Source organism: Streptomyces sp. NPDC005141 (genome assembly GCF_053599975.1).
Genome location: NZ_JBSFYW010000059.1, coordinates 36648 through 54313, shown reverse-complemented (window position 1 = coordinate 54313; position 17666 = coordinate 36648). Strand labels below are relative to the sequence as shown.

The window sequence follows — 17666 nt, the reverse complement described above, 5'->3', positions numbered from 1 at the left end:
CCTGATCCGTCTCGCGGACGTGGCCGAGCTGCTGGCGGCGGAGCTGGTCTCCAATGCCGTACGGCATACGAAGGGGCCGGCGGCCCTGCGGCTGCACTGGCGGGACGGGGTGCTGCGGATCGGTGCCTGGGACGGGAGTCCGGTGCCGCCGCCGTACGAGCTGCCCGTCACTGCCGACGCGGAGGCGGGCCGGGGCCTGGTCCTGGTCCGGGCCTGCGCCGACGACTGGGGCTGGCATCCGCTGCGCCAGGGCGGCGACACCGGCAAGTACGTGTGGTGCGACCTGGCCGCCGCGTAGGTCGCATCGCAGCGCCCGAGGGAATTGTGCGGGGAGCGTGAGTGCCGTGTCGGTGGGGTTGCGAGAGCGTGAAGGTCGCGAGGTGCCGAGGGAGGCCGGGCCCGACGGCAACTCGGGTCTACGGGGCGGTAGGTGACGAAACGGGCGGTCGCTTCCGGTGGCCCCCTGCACGACCTTCGACGCTCTCCGTAAACTCTCAGTAGGCTCGCTTCACCCCTGACCTCACACCCTCCCCACACGACCCCAGGACATCCGCCATGGCGCGACGCACCACTTCCAGTTCGACGGGCGGTTCGCCGGGTCCGAGGAATCGGACGCCGCAGCCCCTGCCCCGGCGTCGTCGGACGTTCGGTGACTTCGCGAAGGCGTTCGCGGCGTTCGTCGCCCTGCTGGTGCTGCTCGCCGGTGTGCCCGGCGCGCTGGTCGTCAGCGTGGGGTGGCCGCTGCCGCACGGGGCGCCCCGGTGGGAATGGCTCCAGCAGGAGATCACCGTCGGCACGTTCATCCACGTGCTGACGGTCATCGTGTGGCTGGCGTGGGCGCAGTTCAGCGCGTGTGTGCTCGTCGAGGTGAAGGCCGCGCTGTCGGGCGTCGGGCTGCCGAACCGTGTACCGGGCGCCGGGCCGAGCCAGTTGCTGGCCCGTCAGCTCGTCGCGGCGGTCCTGCTCGTGGGCGCCGCCGCCGCGAGCTTCACGCCGGGGCTCTCGCAGTTCGGCCAGAGCCCGGAGGGCAACCAGCACGGCTCCGTGGCCGCTGCCCAGCAGACACCCGGACTGTTCGGGCAGCAGCAGGAACAGGCCGCCGCCGGTGCCGCGGCCGCGGTCGCCGAACAGGCCGCCGACGCGGCGTCGCAGGCGGGCAGCGGCACTTCCGCCGAGCACGGCGACACGAAGTACTACCGCATCCAGCCCCCCGAGGGCCGGCACCACGACTCGCTCTGGGAGGTCGCGCAGCGGCACCTCGGTGACGGGCGCCGGTACAAGGAGATCTACCAGCTCAACAAGGACCGTACGCAGCCCGACGGGTCCAAGCTGTCCGAGGCCAGCCTCATCCGGCCCGGCTGGATCCTGGAGATGCCCGGCGACGCCCACGGCGGCGAGCTCGTCGAGATGCCCGACGCGGCACCCGAGGTCTCGGAGCAGGTCCAGCAGCAGATCAACGACTACGCCAGGACCGGCGACCACCAGCAGGGCGGCGGCAAGCAGGGCGCCGGCGGCGGTCGGCAGGCCGACCAGGGCGACCGGGACACCGCGCACATCCACGTGCCCCGGCAGCGGCCCGGCGACGACAGCGGACGGCAGGGCGAACGCGCACCCGCCGAAGCCGCACCGCACGGGCAGCACGAGCAGACCTCGCAGACGGCCTCCGAGGAGAGCGGGTTCTCCTTCGGGCTGCCCGAGACCCTCGTCGGCGCGCCCCTTCTCGCCGCCGGCCTCCTCGGCGCCCTCGGCCGGCGCCGCCGCCAGGCACTGTGGCAGTCGGCTCTCGGCGCGGTCGGTGGGCGGCGCGGCATGGAGCCGCCGGTCCCGACGGGGTCCGCCGCGGACGCCCAGGACGCGCTGCTCGTCGGCGCCGACCCCGAGGGCGTGCGCCTTCTCGACCTGTCGCTGCGCGGACTCGCGGCCGCGCTCGCGGACGAGTCGCGCCCGCTGCCGACCGTCTACGCGGCCTGGCTCGGCGGCAACGGCGATCTGCACCTCCAGCTCGCCCAGCCGGCCGGGAAGCCGCCCACGCCGTGGCAGCTCGGGCAGGACCAGACGTTCTGGATGCTGGCACGGGCGGACGCCGAGCGGTACGAAGAGGTCGACACCGCCGCTCCGTACCCGGGCCTCGTCAGCCTCGGCACCATGGACGACTCGCGGCTGCTGCTCAATCTGGAGGCCGTGCCCGGCATCGTCTCCCTGAGCGGGAGCGAGGCCGACCGCGCCGGCGTCTTCGCCTCCGTCGCCGCCGAACTGGCCACCAACGGCTGGTCCGACCGCATGACGATCACGCTCGTCGGCTTCGGCGAGGACCTGGCACCGCTCGCGCCCAACCGGCTGCGCCACCTCGACGACGTCGAGGCGCTCATCGAGACCATGGAGGCCGAGACACGGCAGCGGCGCGGCGCCCTCGGCGCGGCCGGTCACGACTCCGTGCTCACCGGCCGTACCGGGCCCGCCCAGCACACCCGTTGGGCCCCGCACCTCGTCCTCCTCGCCGCCGAACCGTCCGCCGAGGACGCCGTCAAGCTCGCCGAACTCGCCTCCGACGCAGGTCGGTTGGGAATCGGCTACCTCGTCGGCACCGAGTCCGGCGATCTGCCCGGCGCTGCCTGGGAGATGGAGATCACCGGCGAGGGCAAGCTGCTCGCGCCGCTGCTCGGCCTCGAACTCGACGCGCAGATGCTGCCGGTCGCGCAGCAGCGGGCGGTCGTGGAACTCTTCGTCGAGGCGGACCCCGAACGCGGGCCCGACGGGCCGACGAACTCCCCGCCGTTCCTGGTCGACATCAGCGAGCAGGGGCGGCCCGCCGTCTACGCGCGGCTCGTGGGCCCGTACGAGATCATCGGCCTGGAGACGCCCGACGGCGAACGCAGCCCGCTGCTGCACGAGGCGCTGGCACTGCTCCTGCTGCACCGCGAAGGAGTGCACCCGCGCGTGCTGTCCTCCGCGCTGTGGCCGCGAGGCGTCACCGACGACGTGCGCGACGCGCTCGTCGAGCGGTTGCACGGCTGGCTCGGCAACGACCCCGACGGCACGCCCCGCCTCGGCACCGACGCGACCGGGCGGCTCACGCTGGCCAAGTCCGTCGTCTCCGACCTGGACGTACTGCGCTCCCTCTACCACGAGGCGACGCAGGGCAAGGGAGCCAACAGCCGTGTGGTGCGCGGGCGGTTGCTCACCGACGCGCTCGTCCTCGTCCGCGGTCCGCTGCTCGCCGACCGTCCGCGGGGGCGCTACGGCTGGCTCACCCACGAGATCATCGACGCCCAACTGCCGCTGCTCGTCGCGGACATCGGGCTCGCCCTGTCCGCGTTCCATCTGGAGAAGGACCGGGCGGAGAAGGCGATCGAGGCGCTGAACGCCTCGCTCAACTCGGCACCGGCGGACGAGCGGCTGTGGAACGAGCTGCTGCGCGCGACGCACGCGACGGGGGACGGCGACCGGTTGAAGCGGCTCGCCGCCGACCTGGTCGTCCGCAGCGGGGCACGGGGACTGCCGCCCCGGACGGAGGCCCTGCTCGACGAGCTGCTGCCGGCCTGGCGAAGCGGCACGGCCGCGGTGGGATGAGCCACGCGGGACGGGCCGGGGCGGGACGGGCCGCGGCGGCCCCGGCGCTCGCGCCCCGGCCGCGTGGCACCGCCTCGCGAGGCGCCGGTGCCGCTGTCACCGCCGCTGTCGCCCGGCCGTCGTCCCGGCCGCCGGATCGGATTCTTTCCTGGGGGAACGCGTGGATCTCGACCTCTGGCTCGTCGTCGTCGCCGGGTTCTGGGGCGCGGCGGCGGGGCTGCTGGTGCCCCGGCCCGCGTACCGCCTCGCCGTCGAGCCGGACGAGCCGTGGCGTGACCGCTGTCCCGAGGGGCAGCCGATCACCGGCGTCGCGCGCGGGTGGCTCGGGCTCGCCAGGTCGCCGGGCGGTTCCTGGTACGGCCCCGGCACCCTCCTCGTCCCGCCGGCCACCGCCCTGGTCTGCGCCGGGCTCGCCCTCGCGACCGGTACGCGTCCCGAACTGGGGGTCTGGCTGCTGCTCGCGCCGCTCGGCGTGCTGCTCGCCGTGGTGGACTTCCGGGTGCAGCGGCTGCCGGACGCGCTGACCCTGCCGCTCGCGGTGGCGGCGCCGGCACTGCTCGGGGTGGCCGCCGCCCTGCCCGAGCACGCGGGGGAGTGGCTGACGGCGCTGTTCGGGGCGCTCGCGCTCGGGGGCGCGTACTTCGTGCTCTTCCTCATCAACCCGAACGGCATGGGCTTCGGCGATGTGAAGCTGGCGCTCGGTCTCGGGGCGGTGCTCGGCTGGTACGGGTGGAGCGTGGTGTTCCTGGGGACCTTCGCGGGTTTCCTGTTCGGCGCGCTGTACGGAATGGTCCTGGTGATCGCGCGGCGCGCGGGGCGCAAGACGTCGATCCCGTTCGGCCCGTTCCTGATCGCGGGGGCGTACGTGGGGCTCCTGATCGGGGCTTACGCGGCCTGACGTCGGTCGGCGCGAGGAGCTGGCGTAGGGTGGTTGGGTCTGTCCACAACCCTTACGAAAGGGACGCTCCCGGTGACCGAGAAGGCCGACCTTACGTCTTTTGATGTCACAGCCGTCCTCGACCGTGCCGCCGAGGGTGGGCGGATCAGCCCGGAAGAGGCGCTCGTCCTCTACCGCGACGCCCCGCTGCACGCGCTCGGCGCCGCCGCCGACGCCGTACGCCGCCGCAGGTACGCGGGTACCGAGCACATCGCGACGTACATCATCGAGCGCAACATCAACTACACGAACGTGTGCGTCACGGCGTGCAAGTTCTGCGCCTTCTACGCCGCCCCCAAGGACACCGCCAAGGGCTGGACGCGCGACCTCGAGGACATCCTGCGCCGCTGCGCGGAGACCGTCGAGCTGGGCGGGACGCAGATCATGTTCCAGGGCGGACACCACCCGGACTACGGCGTCGAGTACTACGAGAAGCACTTCGCCGCGATCAAGGGCGCGTACCCCCAGCTGGTCATCCACTCCCTCGGCGCGTCCGAGGTCGAGCACATGGCCCGGATCTCCAAGGTGAGCGTCGAGGAGGCCATCCAGCGCATCCACGCGGCCGGTCTCGACTCGTTCGCGGGCGCCGGTGCCGAGCTGCTTCCGGCCCGGCCGCGCAAGGCGATCGCCCCGCTCAAGGAATCCGGCGAGCGGTGGCTGGAGATCATGGAGATCGCGCACGGGCTGGGTGTCGAGTCGACGTCCACCATGCTGATGGGCACCGGCGAGACCAACGCCGAGCGCATCGAGCACCTGCGGATGATCCGTGACGTACAGGACCGGACGGGCGGCTTCCGTGCCTTCATCCCGTACACCTACCAGCCCGAGAACAACCACCTGAAGGGCCGTACGCAGGCGACGCTCTTCGAGTACCTGCGGATGATCGCGATCGCCCGTCTCTTCCTCGACAACGTCGCCCACATCCAGGGCTCCTGGCTGACCACGGGCAAGGAGGTCGGCCAGCTCTCCCTGCACTACGGCGCGGACGACCTCGGCTCGATCATGCTGGAGGAGAACGTCGTCTCCTCCGCCGGCGCCAAGCACCGCTCCAACCGCATGGAGATCATCGACCTGATCCGCAAGGCGGGCCGCGTCCCCGCCCAGCGGACCACGACGTACGAGCACATCGTCGTCCACGACGACCCGGCGAACGATCCGGTCGACGAGCGCGTCATGTCCCACATCTCCTCGACGGCGATCGAGGGCGGCACGGCACACCCCGAGCTGAAGCTCCTCGCCTCCAACTAGAGCCGACCAGAGCTGACTAGGGCTTCCGTGCTGACACTTCACATCGCAGAGCAGTCGCCCGAGGCGGCGGTCCTCGTCGACGGGGCGCTCGTCGCCGCCGTCGGCCCGTACGAGGAACTGGCCGCTGCCGAGCCTCGGGCAAGGGTGCGGCGCTGGCCCGGCATCCTGCTGCCCGGGCTGCTGAACCCGTACGGTCCGGAGCTGCTCGAGGCCACCTACCACCCCGACCCGCGCGAGGCCGACACCCTCGGCACCGAGCCCATCGGCGGGGAGCGGGCTCAGGAGCTCTTCCGTGCCGACCCCGCCCGCCTCGGCGCGAGCGTGCGGCGCGGGGTGCAGCGGATGCTGGCGCACGGCACGGTGGCGGTGGCCGGGGACCTGCGGTCGCGGGTCGCGGTCGACCGTGTACGCAGGGCCGGGCTCGCGACGGGGCGGCGGCCGGACCGTCTCCAGGGCCCGCCGTCGCTGTCCCCGACCCCGTTGATCCTGCTGCCGGGGCTGGTGGCGGGCGGTCCCGCCCGGTTCGCCGTGTTCGATGTCGCGGACCGGGCCGAACTGGTCCGGCGCGGTGCCGGGACCTGTGTGGCGACCGTCATCGGCGGGCGGCTGGTGTACCGCACCGGCTGATCACGGCCCGTGCCGGGGCCCCGCCGGATCACCCCGCGAACGCTTTCGCGAACGCCCCCGAACTCTGCTTCACACCACTGCAGTCGGTCGCCGCGTCGTCGGTGTTGTCGCCGTCCTCGCACTGCTGGTCCCGGAACGTCGACCACATCGACACCCAGGCCACGCCCTTCTTCTCGGCGAACTCCCGTACCTGCGCCGCGTCCGAGAGGCCGAACGTCTCGTTGTCGACGTCGTTGACGCCGATCATCGAGGTGAGCGCGAGCCCCTGCCAGGCGTTCGCGTCCGACAGCCCGAACACCTTCGTCAGCTGGTCGTGGGCCGCCTCGGCGGACGTGATCGCGTAGTCGCCCATGTCGTCGGCGTACGAACTGCCGTAGTTCATGGTCATGATGTTGACCGTGGAGACCGTCACGGAATGGTCGTTGGCGGACTCCAGGAGCGCCAGGCTGTCGTCGTCGAGGCCCGAGGGCATGACGGGCAGGGTGAAGGACACCGTCAGATCGGAGCGCTCCTTCTGGAGCAGCGCGATCGCCTCGGAGCGCAGCGCGACCGAGTCGGAGTCGGTCAACTGGTCGCCCTCGACGTCGAAGTCCGCCCGCGTGGAGCCGGCCGCGTCCAGTGCCGCGCCGTAGGCCGCCGCCAGCTCGCTCGCGCTGTCGCACGTCGACGCCAGCTCCTTGCCGGACGCGCCGCCGAACGACACCCGCACGCTCGCGCCGGACTTCCTGAGCGCCGATGTCCGGGACTTCACGGCCGCGTCACCGATGGCGTACGTCCCGTTCCACTTCGGCGTGCAGTCGTTGCCGTCGGAGATCACGAAGGCCAGGTTGTAGGTGGTCGGCGACCCCGCCGAGTCGGTGGCGGAGGCGGTCGTGGCGCTCACGTACGGGGCGTACGAGGTGGCCGACGACTCCGACTTGCTCGGGCTCGGTGACGGTGCCGCGGCCGTCCGGCCGGGCCGCGCGGACGCCTTGTCCGAGGCGTCGTCACCGCCCGAGGAGCACCCCGCACAGGCCAGGCCCACCAGGCAGACGACCCCCGCGGCCGGCTTCAGGAAACTCCTCATTGCGCACGCACCCGCTCTCGTGATTTCTGTCTCAGGTCGGAAACAAATGGTCGTTCCCCGACTGGAAATGTGTCACATCCGGACCGCAATACCGAATGGAGATCATGCAGAGGAAGTACGGGGAGAGTACCGGCAAAGGGGAGGATCCGGACTTTTAAATGGTGCATGTCTTCCAAATCCATCGGGCTTGAGCTGCGCGGACGTTCCTTGAATCTCATAGAGAAAATACAGGTTGAGGCATCTCTCATGGGCCTCGCACACGGAAAGCAGAGTTTCTGACACATAAAGGCGTCCTAATGTCTGGGGAATGCAATCCGAGTCCGCCATCGAAAACCATGCCCAGGTGCGTGGCCGCCGCCGCAAACGCGGCAGCGGGGCCATGGACGGCCCCGTGTTCGTTGACAACTCTGGGCGCCGCGCCCGCATGCTGCGCAGAATCGGCACGCTTCTCGGCGTCGTCTGCCTCGGCTACGCCGTCGTGCTCGGTATGGCCTTCATGGGCTGGGGCACCTCGCTGACGCCGTCCTCGCTCCTCCCCTTCGACGGTGGCCAGGCCGGTTCCGCACCCGGCGGGGGCAACGGGATACGGCCGGGCGGCATCGCCCCCAGCGGCGCACCGACCGGCACCCCGCCGTCGGGTCCGCCCACCGGGTCCGCGCCCTCCTCCGCTCCCACGACAACCGCCGGGGCGTCCGCCTCCGCCGGCACCAACTGACGGGGACGCACTCACCCTCATGACTACGACGACGCCCTCGCGCGGCCATCGGCGCGCCCCCTCCAAGATGGAGCGGGCGGCCGGCAAGGCCGCGGCGCTGCAGAAACCACGCGTCATCCTCGCCCTGCTGCTCCTGCTGGCGCTCATCAGCGTGATGCTGCTCGACGGCTATCTGCGCTCCGAGATCGGCAACGACGCGCGGGTGCGCGACGGCGCGGCCTACGACAAGGTTCCCGAGAAGATCCTCAGCGGCGGGCCCATCCTGACCTTCGACAACGGCACCGCGAAGACGCAGTCCGTGCCTGAGAAGACCATCGTGCTGACCTTCGACGACGGGCCGACGGCGAGCTGGACGCCCGAAGTCCTCGAGGTCCTCGAGAAGAACGACGTCGAGGCCACCTTCTTCATGGTCGGCTCGATGGTCTCCCGCTACCCGGACGTGGTGAAGAGCCTGGTGGACCAGGGCAACGAGATCGGCATCCACACCTTCACCCACGTCGACCTCTCCTACCAGAACACCGCGCGCCTGCAACGTGAGCTGAAGCAGACGCAGTTGGCCCTCGCGGGTGCGGCCGGCGTCACCACCACGCTGTTCCGCGCCCCGTACTCGTCGGAGATCAACGCCGTCGACAACTACAGCTGGCCCGTCTACAAGGAGCTCGGCAGCCTCGGCTACACCAGCGTCTTCGTCGACACCGACAGTGACGACTGGAAGAAGCCGGGCGTCTCGAAGATCGTCAAGTGGGCGACGCCGAAGAAGAACCAGGGCGCCATCGTCCTCATGCACGACGCGGGCGGCGACCGCTCGCAGACGGTCGAGGCGCTCGGGGCCTACATCAAGAAGATGAAGGCGAAGGGCTACACCTTCACCACCGTCAGCGGCGCCCAGGCCAAGCTGAACCGGGCCGCGGCCCAGGCCCGCGGCACCGCAGGGGCCACCGGGTCGAACCTGCCCCCCGGTCAGCAGTCGAGCGGCGGGGAGACGAGCGGCGGGCAGGCGAACGGGCAGCAGGCGGGCCCCGGTTCGGCCGGCGCCACCGCGAGCGGCAGCGCGCAGGCCGCTCAGCGGAAGGCCACCGGCGCGACTCTCTACGAGGGCAAGGCGCTCGTCTATGCCGTGGCGGTCGCCGAATGGGTCGTACCGGCGCTGTCCTGGTTCCTCGTGGTCGTCGGTGTCGCCGTCATGGGCCGGTTCGGGATGATGCTGATTCTCGCCCGCCGCCACTACCGGCAGCGCAACCGCAGACGCGGCCGGGGCGGGAAGTTCAGCTGGGGGCCGGTGGTCACCCGGCCGGTGACCGTGATCGTACCGGCGTACAACGAGAAGGAATGCATCGCCAACACCCTGAAGTCGCTGGCGAAGAGCACGCATCCGATCGAGATCATCGTGGTCGACGACGGTTCCGAGGACAACACGTCCGAGATCGCCGAGTCGCTCGGCATGCCGAACGTCCGTGTCATCCGGCAGGAGAACGCGGGCAAGCCGGCCGCGCTCAACAACGGTGTCCGCAACGCGCGGTACGACATCGTCGTGATGATGGACGGCGACACCGTCTTCGAGCCGGACGCCGTGCACCAGCTCGTGCAGCCCTTCGCCGACCCGGAGATCGGGGCCGTCGCGGGCAACGCCAAGGTCGGCAACCGCAACACCATGATCGGCGCCTGGCAGCACATCGAGTACGTGATGGGCTTCAACCTCGACCGCCGCATGTACGACCTGCTGCGCTGCATGCCCACCATCCCCGGCGCGATCGGCGCGTTCCGCCGGGACGCGGTGCTGGAGGTCGGCGGCATGAGCGAGGACACGCTGGCCGAGGACACCGACATCACCATCGCCATGCACCGCGCGGGGTGGCGGGTCGTCTACCAGGAGCACGCCAGGGCCTGGACGGAGGCGCCCGGTTCGCTCAAGCAGCTGTGGTCGCAGCGCTACCGCTGGAGCTACGGCACCATGCAGGCCCTGTGGAAGCACCGCAAGTCCCTGACGGACAAGGGGCCTTCGGGCCGCTTCGGCCGCGTGGGCATGCCGCTGGTGGTCCTCTTCCAGATCGTCACGCCGGTCTTCGCGCCCCTCATCGACGTGTTCACCGTCTACTCGATGATCTTCGTGGATTTCCAGGCCGCGCTCCTCGCCTGGCTGGCCGTCCTCGCGGTCCAACTGGTCTGCGCGGCCTACGCGTTCCGCCTCGACCGGGAGAAGTACCGCTACCTCGCGATGCTGCCGCTGCAGCAACTCGCGTACCGCCAGATGATGTATCTGGTTCTGATCCACTCCTGCGTCACGGCCCTGACCGGCGGTCGCCTCCGCTGGCAGAAGCTCAAGCGCACGGGCGAGGTCGGAACCCCGGCAGGAGTGAGCTAGATGAGCTGGGGCGCGGATCAGCAGGGGCAGGGGCAGGGGCAGCAAGGGCAGGGGCAGCCGGGGTACGGCCAGGGGGGACACGGTTACGGCCAAGGAGACCACGGGTACGGCCAGGCGTACGGGCAGCACGCGCCCCCTCAGCCGTACGGGCAGGGGTATCCGCGGCAGCAGGGCGGGACGTACGACGGGACGTACGGCCAGGGGTACGACGAGGCGTACGGCCGGGGATACGGCGCCGGGTACGCCCAGCCGCAGCCGCCGTACGGGCAGTCCGTGCCGTACGAGGAGCAGTGGCCGTACCACTCCGAGGAACCGGGAGCGGTCTCGACGGCGGCACCGCCGGCCTCGGTGCCGGACGACCCAGCCCCGCCCCGGCCCTGTCCCTCTCCCGCCCCGGCTCACGACGAGCCTTCGGCCGCCGCGGCGGCCACCTCTCCGGTCTCCTCTCCGGAGGAGCCCACCGAACCGGCCCCGAAGGCGCGAGCAGGGGGCCGCGACCGCTACTTCGACGCCCTCCGCGCCGTCGCCCTGGTCCGTGTCGTCGGCTACCACACCTTCGGCTGGGCCTGGGCGGGCCTGGTCTTCCCGTCCATGGGCGTGATGTTCGCGCTCGCCGGAACGCTGATGGCCAAGTCCCTCGAACGCCCCGCGGCCAAGGTGGTCCGAAGCCGGATGCGGCGCCTGCTGCCGCCGTTCTGGTTCTGGGGCCTCTTCGTCGTGGTGGCGATGATGATCCACGGCTGGATGCCGGGCTGGCAGATCGTGTTCTGGATCGTCCCGGTCGGCGACCCGCCGGGCAACCAGTGGGGCGTCCAGGCCTGGGAGATCCTCTGGTATCTGCGGACGTACCTCTGGTTCGTGCTGCTCTCCCCCCTGCTCCTGAAGATCTTCCGCAAGGCCCCGGTTCCGGTCCTGCTCCTCTCGCTCGTCCCGATCGTGGTCTTCCAGTACGGCTGGCAGCCGCCGTACGACCGCTTCGGCAGCGCCCTCACGGACCTCGCCACCTACCTCTTCTGCTGGCTCGTCGGCTTCGCGCACCGCGAGGGCGTGCTCCAGCGGGTGAAGCCGGCTGCCGTGGTCCTCGCGTCGCTGGCCGCCCTCGCGTACGGCGGCTGGTACGCCCTCGCGCACCGAGCGGAGTACGGCACCTACGACCTCGACGAGATCCCCTTCGCGCAGACCTTCTGGTCGGCGGGCTTCGTGACCCTGCTGATGTACTTCAAGGCGTACTACGACGTCGACTTCGCCTGGCTGGCCCGCTTCAAGCGACTCGACCGCATCGTGACGATCTTCAACGGCCGGGCAGTGACGATCTACCTCTGGCACGAGATCGCGCTGATCCTGGCCGTCCCGCTGATCGACCAGTTCTGGAACGTGCCCGCCTTCGAGAAGTGGCTGCCGCTGGAGAGCCAGTGGTTCATGTTCGGCATCGGCTGGGTGCTGATCTGGATCGCGATCCCGCTGTTCGGCTGGGTCGAGGACGTGGCCGCGCGGAAGAAGCCGAGACTGCTGCCGTGACACCCGCCCCGGGGGCGGGTCGCGGAGCCGGCCCGGCGGTCAACGAGATCCCGGAGCCTGGGCGGTAGTACCCGGCCTGCGGCGGAGCCCGTCGGGCCGACGGCAGGAGCCCGCCCGCCCTACGGCAGGAGCCCGCCCGCCCGACGGCGGGCACCGGAGCCGTCGGACAGCGCCGTACCCTCCTCGTGGTTCACGGGTGCGGGTGCGGCGCTTTTCCCGTGCGCCGGGAACAGGGACCGATTCCCGGCCGGGCGCCGAAGAGCCGTCGGGCCCGTACTGCCACAATGGGGACCGTGACCCGCGCATCCCTGGACAAGCAGCCGCACGAAGTCGCCTCGATGTTCGACGACGTGGCGGAACGGTACGACCTGACGAACGACCTGCTGTCGCTCGGCCAGGACCGGGTGTGGCGCAAGGAGGTCGCCAAGGCGGTCGACGCGCGCCCCGCACAGAAGATCCTGGACCTCGCGGCCGGCACCGCGACCTCGTCCCTCCCCTTCGCCCGCACCGGCGCCTACGTCGTCCCCTGCGACTTCTCCCTCGGGATGCTCCGCGTCGGCAAGCGGAACCGCCCCTGGCTGCCGCTGACGGCCGGTGACGCGACCAGGCTGCCCTTCAAGGACGACACCTTCGACGCCGTCACGATCTCCTTCGGGCTGCGCAACGTGCAGGACACCGACACCGCGCTCAGCGAGCTGTACCGCGTGACGAAGCCCGGCGGACGCGTCGTGATCTGCGAGTTCTCGCACCCCACCTGGGCGCCGTTCCGCACGGTCTACACCGAGTACCTGATGCGCGCGCTGCCCCCGGTCGCCCGCGCCGCCTCCTCCAACCCCGAGGCGTACGTCTATCTCGCCGAGTCCATCCGCGCCTGGCCGACCCAGCCGGAGCTGGCCGAGCGGCTGAAGAAGGCCGGCTGGTCGAATGTGGCCTGGCGCAACCTGACGGGCGGCATCGTGGCCCTCCACCGGGGCTACAAGCAGGCCTGACCGCCGGCCCCGCACACCCGGAGGACCCGCCGACCAAGCCTCCCGCCCGGAGACCCGCCGACCAAGGCCTCCCGCCCGGAGACCCGCTGCCGCCTCCCGCCGGAAGACCGGGGGACTTCCGGCCGGAAGGCATCCAACCCGAGGACCTCCTACCTGAGGACCTCGAAGGGGTCGCCGGGCCGATCGAGTTCGCGGCGCAGTCCCCCCGACGGCGGACGCGGCGGCCGGGGTTCGCGCACTCCCGCGCCGCCCTCCGCGTCCCCGAGGTCGAACCACACGGTGACGACCGCCCCGCGCGGCACCTCGGCACCGGGCTGCGGAAATTGCCGTACGACGTAGTCGACCACCGTCCGATGGAAGTCGGGCCGGTCGGGCGCGGCGAGCAGCACACCTCGCGCCTCTGCCGTCTCACGCGCGTCCACGGCCATCAGACCGACGAGCCGCGGTACGCGCACTCCGGGTGTCTTGGGTGTTATGCGCACAGACGTCACCCCCAGCGGTACCGGAAGGGTAAGCCTCGCCCGTGCCCTTCCGGAAGCCGTGAGAAGGCCCGCCGGACTCCGTCAGAGGGCCAGTCGGTAGCGGTGGCCCTCCTGCTTCGACGAGGGCAGCGTGAACCGCTCCGCGAGCTCCATGCCGAGCCGCCTGGTCACCGCGATGGAACGGGCGTTGCCCGCGTTGACCATCGCGACGACGTCCGTGACACCTGCCGCGCGGACCCGCTCCAGGGTGGTCAGCGCGGCCGCCGTGACGTACCCCTTGCCCCAGTGCGCCCGTCCCAGCCGCCAGCCGATCTCGATCTGCCCGGTCGGCCCCCAGGCGTGCGGCCACGGCTGCGCGCCGGTGAAGCCCAGTACCTCGTCATCGGGGCCGACCATCGTCCACAGGCAGAACCCGTGCTCCGCGTCGTGCCGCCGCTGGCGCGCCGTGAGTTCCTCGTACACCGACGGCTCGGCCGCGCGGCCCCCGTGGAACTCCATGACCTCCGGGTCGTCGAAGACCCGGTGCCACGCGAGAGCGTCCTCGTCGGTGGGGACGCGCAGTCGTACATCGGGGAGAGCTCGGTTCACGGGGCAGCCCTTCAGCCAGGTGATCGGTACCGCTGCATAGACTGCCCATGTCCAGTGCCCGTCGGCACGTTGATTTCGAGTCTTGGGGAGACCCCGCCGTGACCGAGCCCCAACCCCTCTCCGAAAACACCGCCGACGTCATCGTCGTCGGGGCCGGGCCAGCAGGCTCCACCACCGCGTACTACCTGGCGAAGGCGGGGCTCGATGTCCTGCTCCTGGAGAAGACGGCCTTCCCGCGCGAGAAGGTCTGCGGCGACGGTCTGACCCCGCGCGCCACCAAGCAGCTCGTGTCGATGGGCATCGACATCTCCGAGGAAGCCGGCTGGCTCCGGAACAAGGGCCTGCGGATCATCGGCGGCGGCGTACGTCTCCAGCTCGACTGGCCGGATCTCGCCACCTTCCCCGACTACGGACTCGTGCGAAAGCGGGACGATTTCGACGAGCAGCTCGCCCGGCAGGCGCAGAAGGCGGGCGCGCGGCTGTACGAGCGCTGCAATGTCGGCGCCCCGATCGTCGACGACCGCACCGGCCGCATCACCGGTGTGCACGCGAAGCTGGGCGACGCCGACTCCAAGGAGAAGCGGGAGGTGACCTTCCACGCCCCCCTGGTGGTGGCGGCCGACGGCAACTCCACCCGCCTCTCCCTGGCGATGGGCCTGCACCGCCGCGAGGACCGCCCGATGGGCGTCGCCGTCCGTACGTACTTCACCTCGCCGCGTCACGAAGACGACTACCTGGAGTCCTGGCTGGAGCTGTGGGACCGCCGGGGCGCGGAGGACCGTCTGCTGCCGGGCTACGGCTGGATCTTCGGCATGGGCGACGGCACCTCGAACGTCGGCCTCGGCGTCCTCAACACCTCCGACTCCTTCAAGGAGCTGGACTGGCGCGAGGTCCTGAAGGCCTGGTGCGCCTCGATGCCGGAGGACTGGGGTTACACCCCCGAGAACATGACCGGCCCGATCCGCGGCGCCGCCCTCCCGATGGCCTTCAACCGTCAACCGCACTACACCAAGGGCCTGCTGCTGGTGGGTGACGCGGGCGGCCTGGTGAACCCCTTCAACGGTGAGGGCATCGCCTACGCCATGGAGTCCGGCCAGATCGCCGCCGACGTCATCGTCCAGGCCCACGCGCGCGCCACCCCCGGCCAGCGCGAACTCGCCCTCCAGCGCTACCCGCGCGTCCTCAAGGACACCTACGGCGGCTACTACACGCTCGGCCGCGCCTTCGTGAAGCTCATCGGCAACCCGAAGGTCATGAAGATCGCGGCGCAGCGAGGGCTGACCCACCCGATGCTGATGAAGTTCACGCTGAAGATGCTCGCGAACCTCACCGACCCGACGGGCGGCGACGCGATGGACCGCATCATCAACGGCCTCTCGAAGGTGGCCCCCAAGGCCTGACCGGAGCGCCCGCCAGCGGTCACCGGACAGCTCACCCTCCTCGGCGGTGCGACGGGCCACCACCCGCTCGCGCCGCCCGGCCGTCGTCTCGCGCCGCCCGGCCGCCCGCTTCGGGTGCGCGGGCACCGCGGCCGGCGGCGGTGCGTCGATCTCCCGTGCCTGACGCCCGCCTGCCGCGGGCCGTCGCATCCTGTTCCGGGACAGCGCGAAGGACCGCTCCCCGCACAGGAAGCGGTCCTCCGGAAGACACTCGCGGGTCAGAGCACGCGCACCGCGCCCGTCGCCGGGTAGCCCGAAAGATCCTGAATCACGACGCCCTTGGACGGGTTGGCCGCGTCCAGGTACTGCCCATTACCGATGTACACACCGACGTGGTACGCCGAACCGGCCGAGCCCCAGTACAGGATGTCGCCGACCTGGACATTGGACAGCGAAACCGGCGTACCGGACGTCGACTGGTCCTGCGAGACGCGCGGCAGGTCGACGCCGACCTGCTTGAACGCGGCCTGCACAAGACCGGAACAGTCCCACGCGTTGGGTCCGGTGCCGCCCATGACATACGCGTCGCCGACCTGGGCCTTGAGGAACGCGACCACGGTGGCGACGCTGCCGCTGGACGGGGCGGCGACGTTCGTGGACGTCGAAGCGCCGGCGGACAGCACGGTCCGCGCCGAGGAGCGCGAGACCGCCTCGGCCGCTGCGGCCTTCCGTGCGGCCTCGGCCTTCTTCTTGACCTCCGCCTTCTTCTTGGCGTCGGCCAGGTCGGCCTTGGCCTGCTTGGCGGCCTTGGCGGCGGCCGCGTCGCGCTCCGCCTGCAGCTCGTAGTTGGCCGCGGCCTGCTGGGTGGCGTCCGCGGACTGCGCGACCTGGGCGGCCAGGTCGGCCGTCAGGGTGGGCAGTTCGAGGGTCTGCGTCACGGGCTCGGCAGCGTTCGCCGAACCCGACGCCCCGGCCACTGCCAGGGTGCTGAGAACGCCACCGGCAACTCCGGCGCGCATCGCGAGCGACGAGGCGTTGCGGCGGGGCTTCCGGTGGCTTCGTATGTGTGCGGTGTGGGACATGGGTACTAGCGGTACCAGGGGCTCCTCCATACCTTCAAGAAACGTGTGGTGCGCCACAGTTGTTCAATCGACGGCCGAATTCGTCGCGCGTCACTCTTTATTGACGCCGTAACGGGCATTGCGGACACCGTCCACCAAGCCCGTGATCATGGCCTTTCAGTATTACGTCCGAATTGCCCGCCGCTTACCACCGGTTGAAGCCGATGGCCAAGCCCGGCCTATCTGACCCACAGGTAGATGTGGCGCAGGTCACGGAACGGTCACCCGGGCCGTCGCGTCCCGCGCGTGGGCCCCGGCCGCTCCCCGCTCGTGAACGCGTGCACGTGTCCACATCTGTCCGCGCGGCCACCCTGAAGTGTGAACGCGCTCCTCTATCAAGGCGGTGCACCCGGCGCCAATTTGCATGCAGCGGAAGTCTCTTGATATGGAGACGTCGCCTCCGGCCTGCGGCGATGAACGAAAATGTCACGTCTCGTGATCGACCTGACGCTTCGCGTGTGAAGATCACTGCTCATCCGACTTCATGATCGTTCGTCAGGTGGTGGAGATCACAAAGCTTGTGCAATACCCCGTGTCGCAGATCACAGACCGCCGGGCATAAGATGCGAGGCAGTTGGGCTTGTGACCTGCTTCACATGTCCGCGATCTTCGCCGGGACGGGTGGGGTTCGCGGTGCGGTCGAGGCAGGGGTGCAGGCTCGCCGAACCGCCACCAGTCAGTGCCGACTGAGAGGAGCGAGGAGCGTGAACGCGTATGCGCCGATCCTCGTACTGGGAGCCCTCGGGGCAGGCTTTGCGATCTTCTCCGTGGTCATGGCCACGCTGATCGGTCCGAAGCGCTACAACCGCGCCAAGCTCGAAGCGTACGAGTGCGGGATCGAGCCGACCCCCACGCCGGCCGGCGGCGGGCGTTTTCCCATCAAGTACTACCTGACGGCGATGCTCTTCATCGTCTTCGACATCGAGATCGTCTTCCTCTACCCCTGGGCCGTCACCTTCGACGCCCTGGGTGTTTTCGGGCTCGTGGAGATGCTGCTCTTCGTGCTCACCGTCTTCGTCGCGTACGCGTACGTATGGCGGCGCGGCGGCCTGGAATGGGACTGA

15 protein-coding genes are annotated in these 17666 nt (G+C 70.6%); 11 read left to right on the top strand and 4 right to left on the bottom strand.

Features of this window, described 5'->3' with window-relative positions; all coding sequences use genetic code 11:
* From ACWD68_RS33395 to ACWD68_RS33375, 5 genes are all read left to right on the top strand, one after another.
* Nucleotides 1-298 (top strand): ATP-binding protein (locus ACWD68_RS33395; RefSeq protein WP_451810197.1); only part of this gene is annotated, 298 nt, incomplete at its 5' end.
* Nucleotides 299-555: 257 nt separating this feature from the next.
* Nucleotides 556-3570 (top strand): BTAD domain-containing putative transcriptional regulator, encoded by a 3015-nt coding sequence (locus ACWD68_RS33390; RefSeq protein WP_451810196.1) that lies wholly within the window; start codon nt 556-558, stop codon nt 3568-3570.
* Between the two features lie 160 nt (nt 3571-3730).
* Nucleotides 3731-4468: a prepilin peptidase gene (locus ACWD68_RS33385; protein WP_451810195.1), complete on the top strand. Its 738-nt coding sequence runs from the start codon at nt 3731-3733 to the stop codon at nt 4466-4468.
* A gap of 72 nt (nt 4469-4540) precedes the next feature.
* The gene (mqnC, locus tag ACWD68_RS33380) at nt 4541-5755 is read left to right on the top strand and encodes a cyclic dehypoxanthinyl futalosine synthase (RefSeq protein ID WP_451810194.1); all 1215 of its coding nucleotides are present in this window, start codon (nt 4541-4543) and stop codon (nt 5753-5755) included.
* Nucleotides 5756-5782: 27 nt separating this feature from the next.
* The gene (locus tag ACWD68_RS33375) at nt 5783-6382 is read left to right on the top strand and encodes a hypothetical protein (protein ID WP_451810193.1); all 600 of its coding nucleotides are present in this window, start codon (nt 5783-5785) and stop codon (nt 6380-6382) included.
* Nucleotides 6383-6410: 28 nt separating this feature from the next.
* On the opposite strand, the gene ACWD68_RS33370 is transcribed toward ACWD68_RS33375, so the two are convergent.
* Nucleotides 6411-7448, bottom strand: coding sequence for a chitinase (locus ACWD68_RS33370; protein ID WP_451810192.1), 1038 nt, complete (start codon nt 7446-7448; stop codon nt 6411-6413).
* 307 nt (nt 7449-7755) lie between these two features.
* Between ACWD68_RS33370 and ACWD68_RS33365 the strand changes: the two genes are divergently transcribed.
* The 4 genes from ACWD68_RS33365 to ACWD68_RS33350 all read left to right on the top strand — a co-directional run bounded on the left by ACWD68_RS33365 (nt 7756) and on the right by ACWD68_RS33350 (nt 13032).
* Entirely contained in the window at nt 7756-8163 is a 408-nt protein-coding gene (locus ACWD68_RS33365) for a hypothetical protein (RefSeq protein ID WP_451810191.1), read from the top strand.
* Nucleotides 8164-8182: 19 nt separating this feature from the next.
* On the top strand, nt 8183-10525 hold the full coding sequence (locus tag ACWD68_RS33360; protein ID WP_451810190.1) for a bifunctional polysaccharide deacetylase/glycosyltransferase family 2 protein: 2343 nt from the start codon (nt 8183-8185) through the stop codon (nt 10523-10525).
* Entirely contained in the window at nt 10526-12043 is a 1518-nt protein-coding gene (locus tag ACWD68_RS33355) for an acyltransferase family protein (protein ID WP_451810189.1), read from the top strand. It abuts the gene before it with no gap.
* Nucleotides 12044-12336: 293 nt separating this feature from the next.
* The gene (locus tag ACWD68_RS33350; protein ID WP_451810188.1) at nt 12337-13032 is read left to right on the top strand and encodes a demethylmenaquinone methyltransferase; all 696 of its coding nucleotides are present in this window, start codon (nt 12337-12339) and stop codon (nt 13030-13032) included.
* Between the two features lie 149 nt (nt 13033-13181).
* On the opposite strand, the gene ACWD68_RS33345 is transcribed toward ACWD68_RS33350, so the two are convergent.
* Both ACWD68_RS33345 and ACWD68_RS33340 read right to left on the bottom strand, forming a co-directional pair.
* Nucleotides 13182-13514, bottom strand: coding sequence for a PASTA domain-containing protein (locus ACWD68_RS33345; RefSeq protein ID WP_451810187.1), 333 nt, complete (start codon nt 13512-13514; stop codon nt 13182-13184).
* A gap of 81 nt (nt 13515-13595) precedes the next feature.
* A complete protein-coding gene (locus ACWD68_RS33340; RefSeq protein WP_451810186.1) occupies nt 13596-14102 on the bottom strand; it encodes a GNAT family N-acetyltransferase in 507 nt (168 codons plus the stop codon).
* 98 nt (nt 14103-14200) lie between these two features.
* Between ACWD68_RS33340 and ACWD68_RS33335 the strand changes: the two genes are divergently transcribed.
* Nucleotides 14201-15502 (top strand): geranylgeranyl reductase family protein, encoded by a 1302-nt coding sequence (locus ACWD68_RS33335; RefSeq protein WP_451810185.1) that lies wholly within the window; start codon nt 14201-14203, stop codon nt 15500-15502.
* 257 nt (nt 15503-15759) lie between these two features.
* Here the strand turns inward: ACWD68_RS33335 and ACWD68_RS33330 are convergent, their stop codons facing one another.
* Entirely contained in the window at nt 15760-16593 is an 834-nt protein-coding gene (locus ACWD68_RS33330) for a C40 family peptidase (protein ID WP_451810184.1), read from the bottom strand.
* A gap of 713 nt (nt 16594-17306) precedes the next feature.
* Here ACWD68_RS33330 and ACWD68_RS33325 point away from each other — a divergent pair.
* On the top strand, nt 17307-17666 hold the full coding sequence (locus tag ACWD68_RS33325) for an NADH-quinone oxidoreductase subunit A (RefSeq protein WP_007383963.1): 360 nt from the start codon (nt 17307-17309) through the stop codon (nt 17664-17666).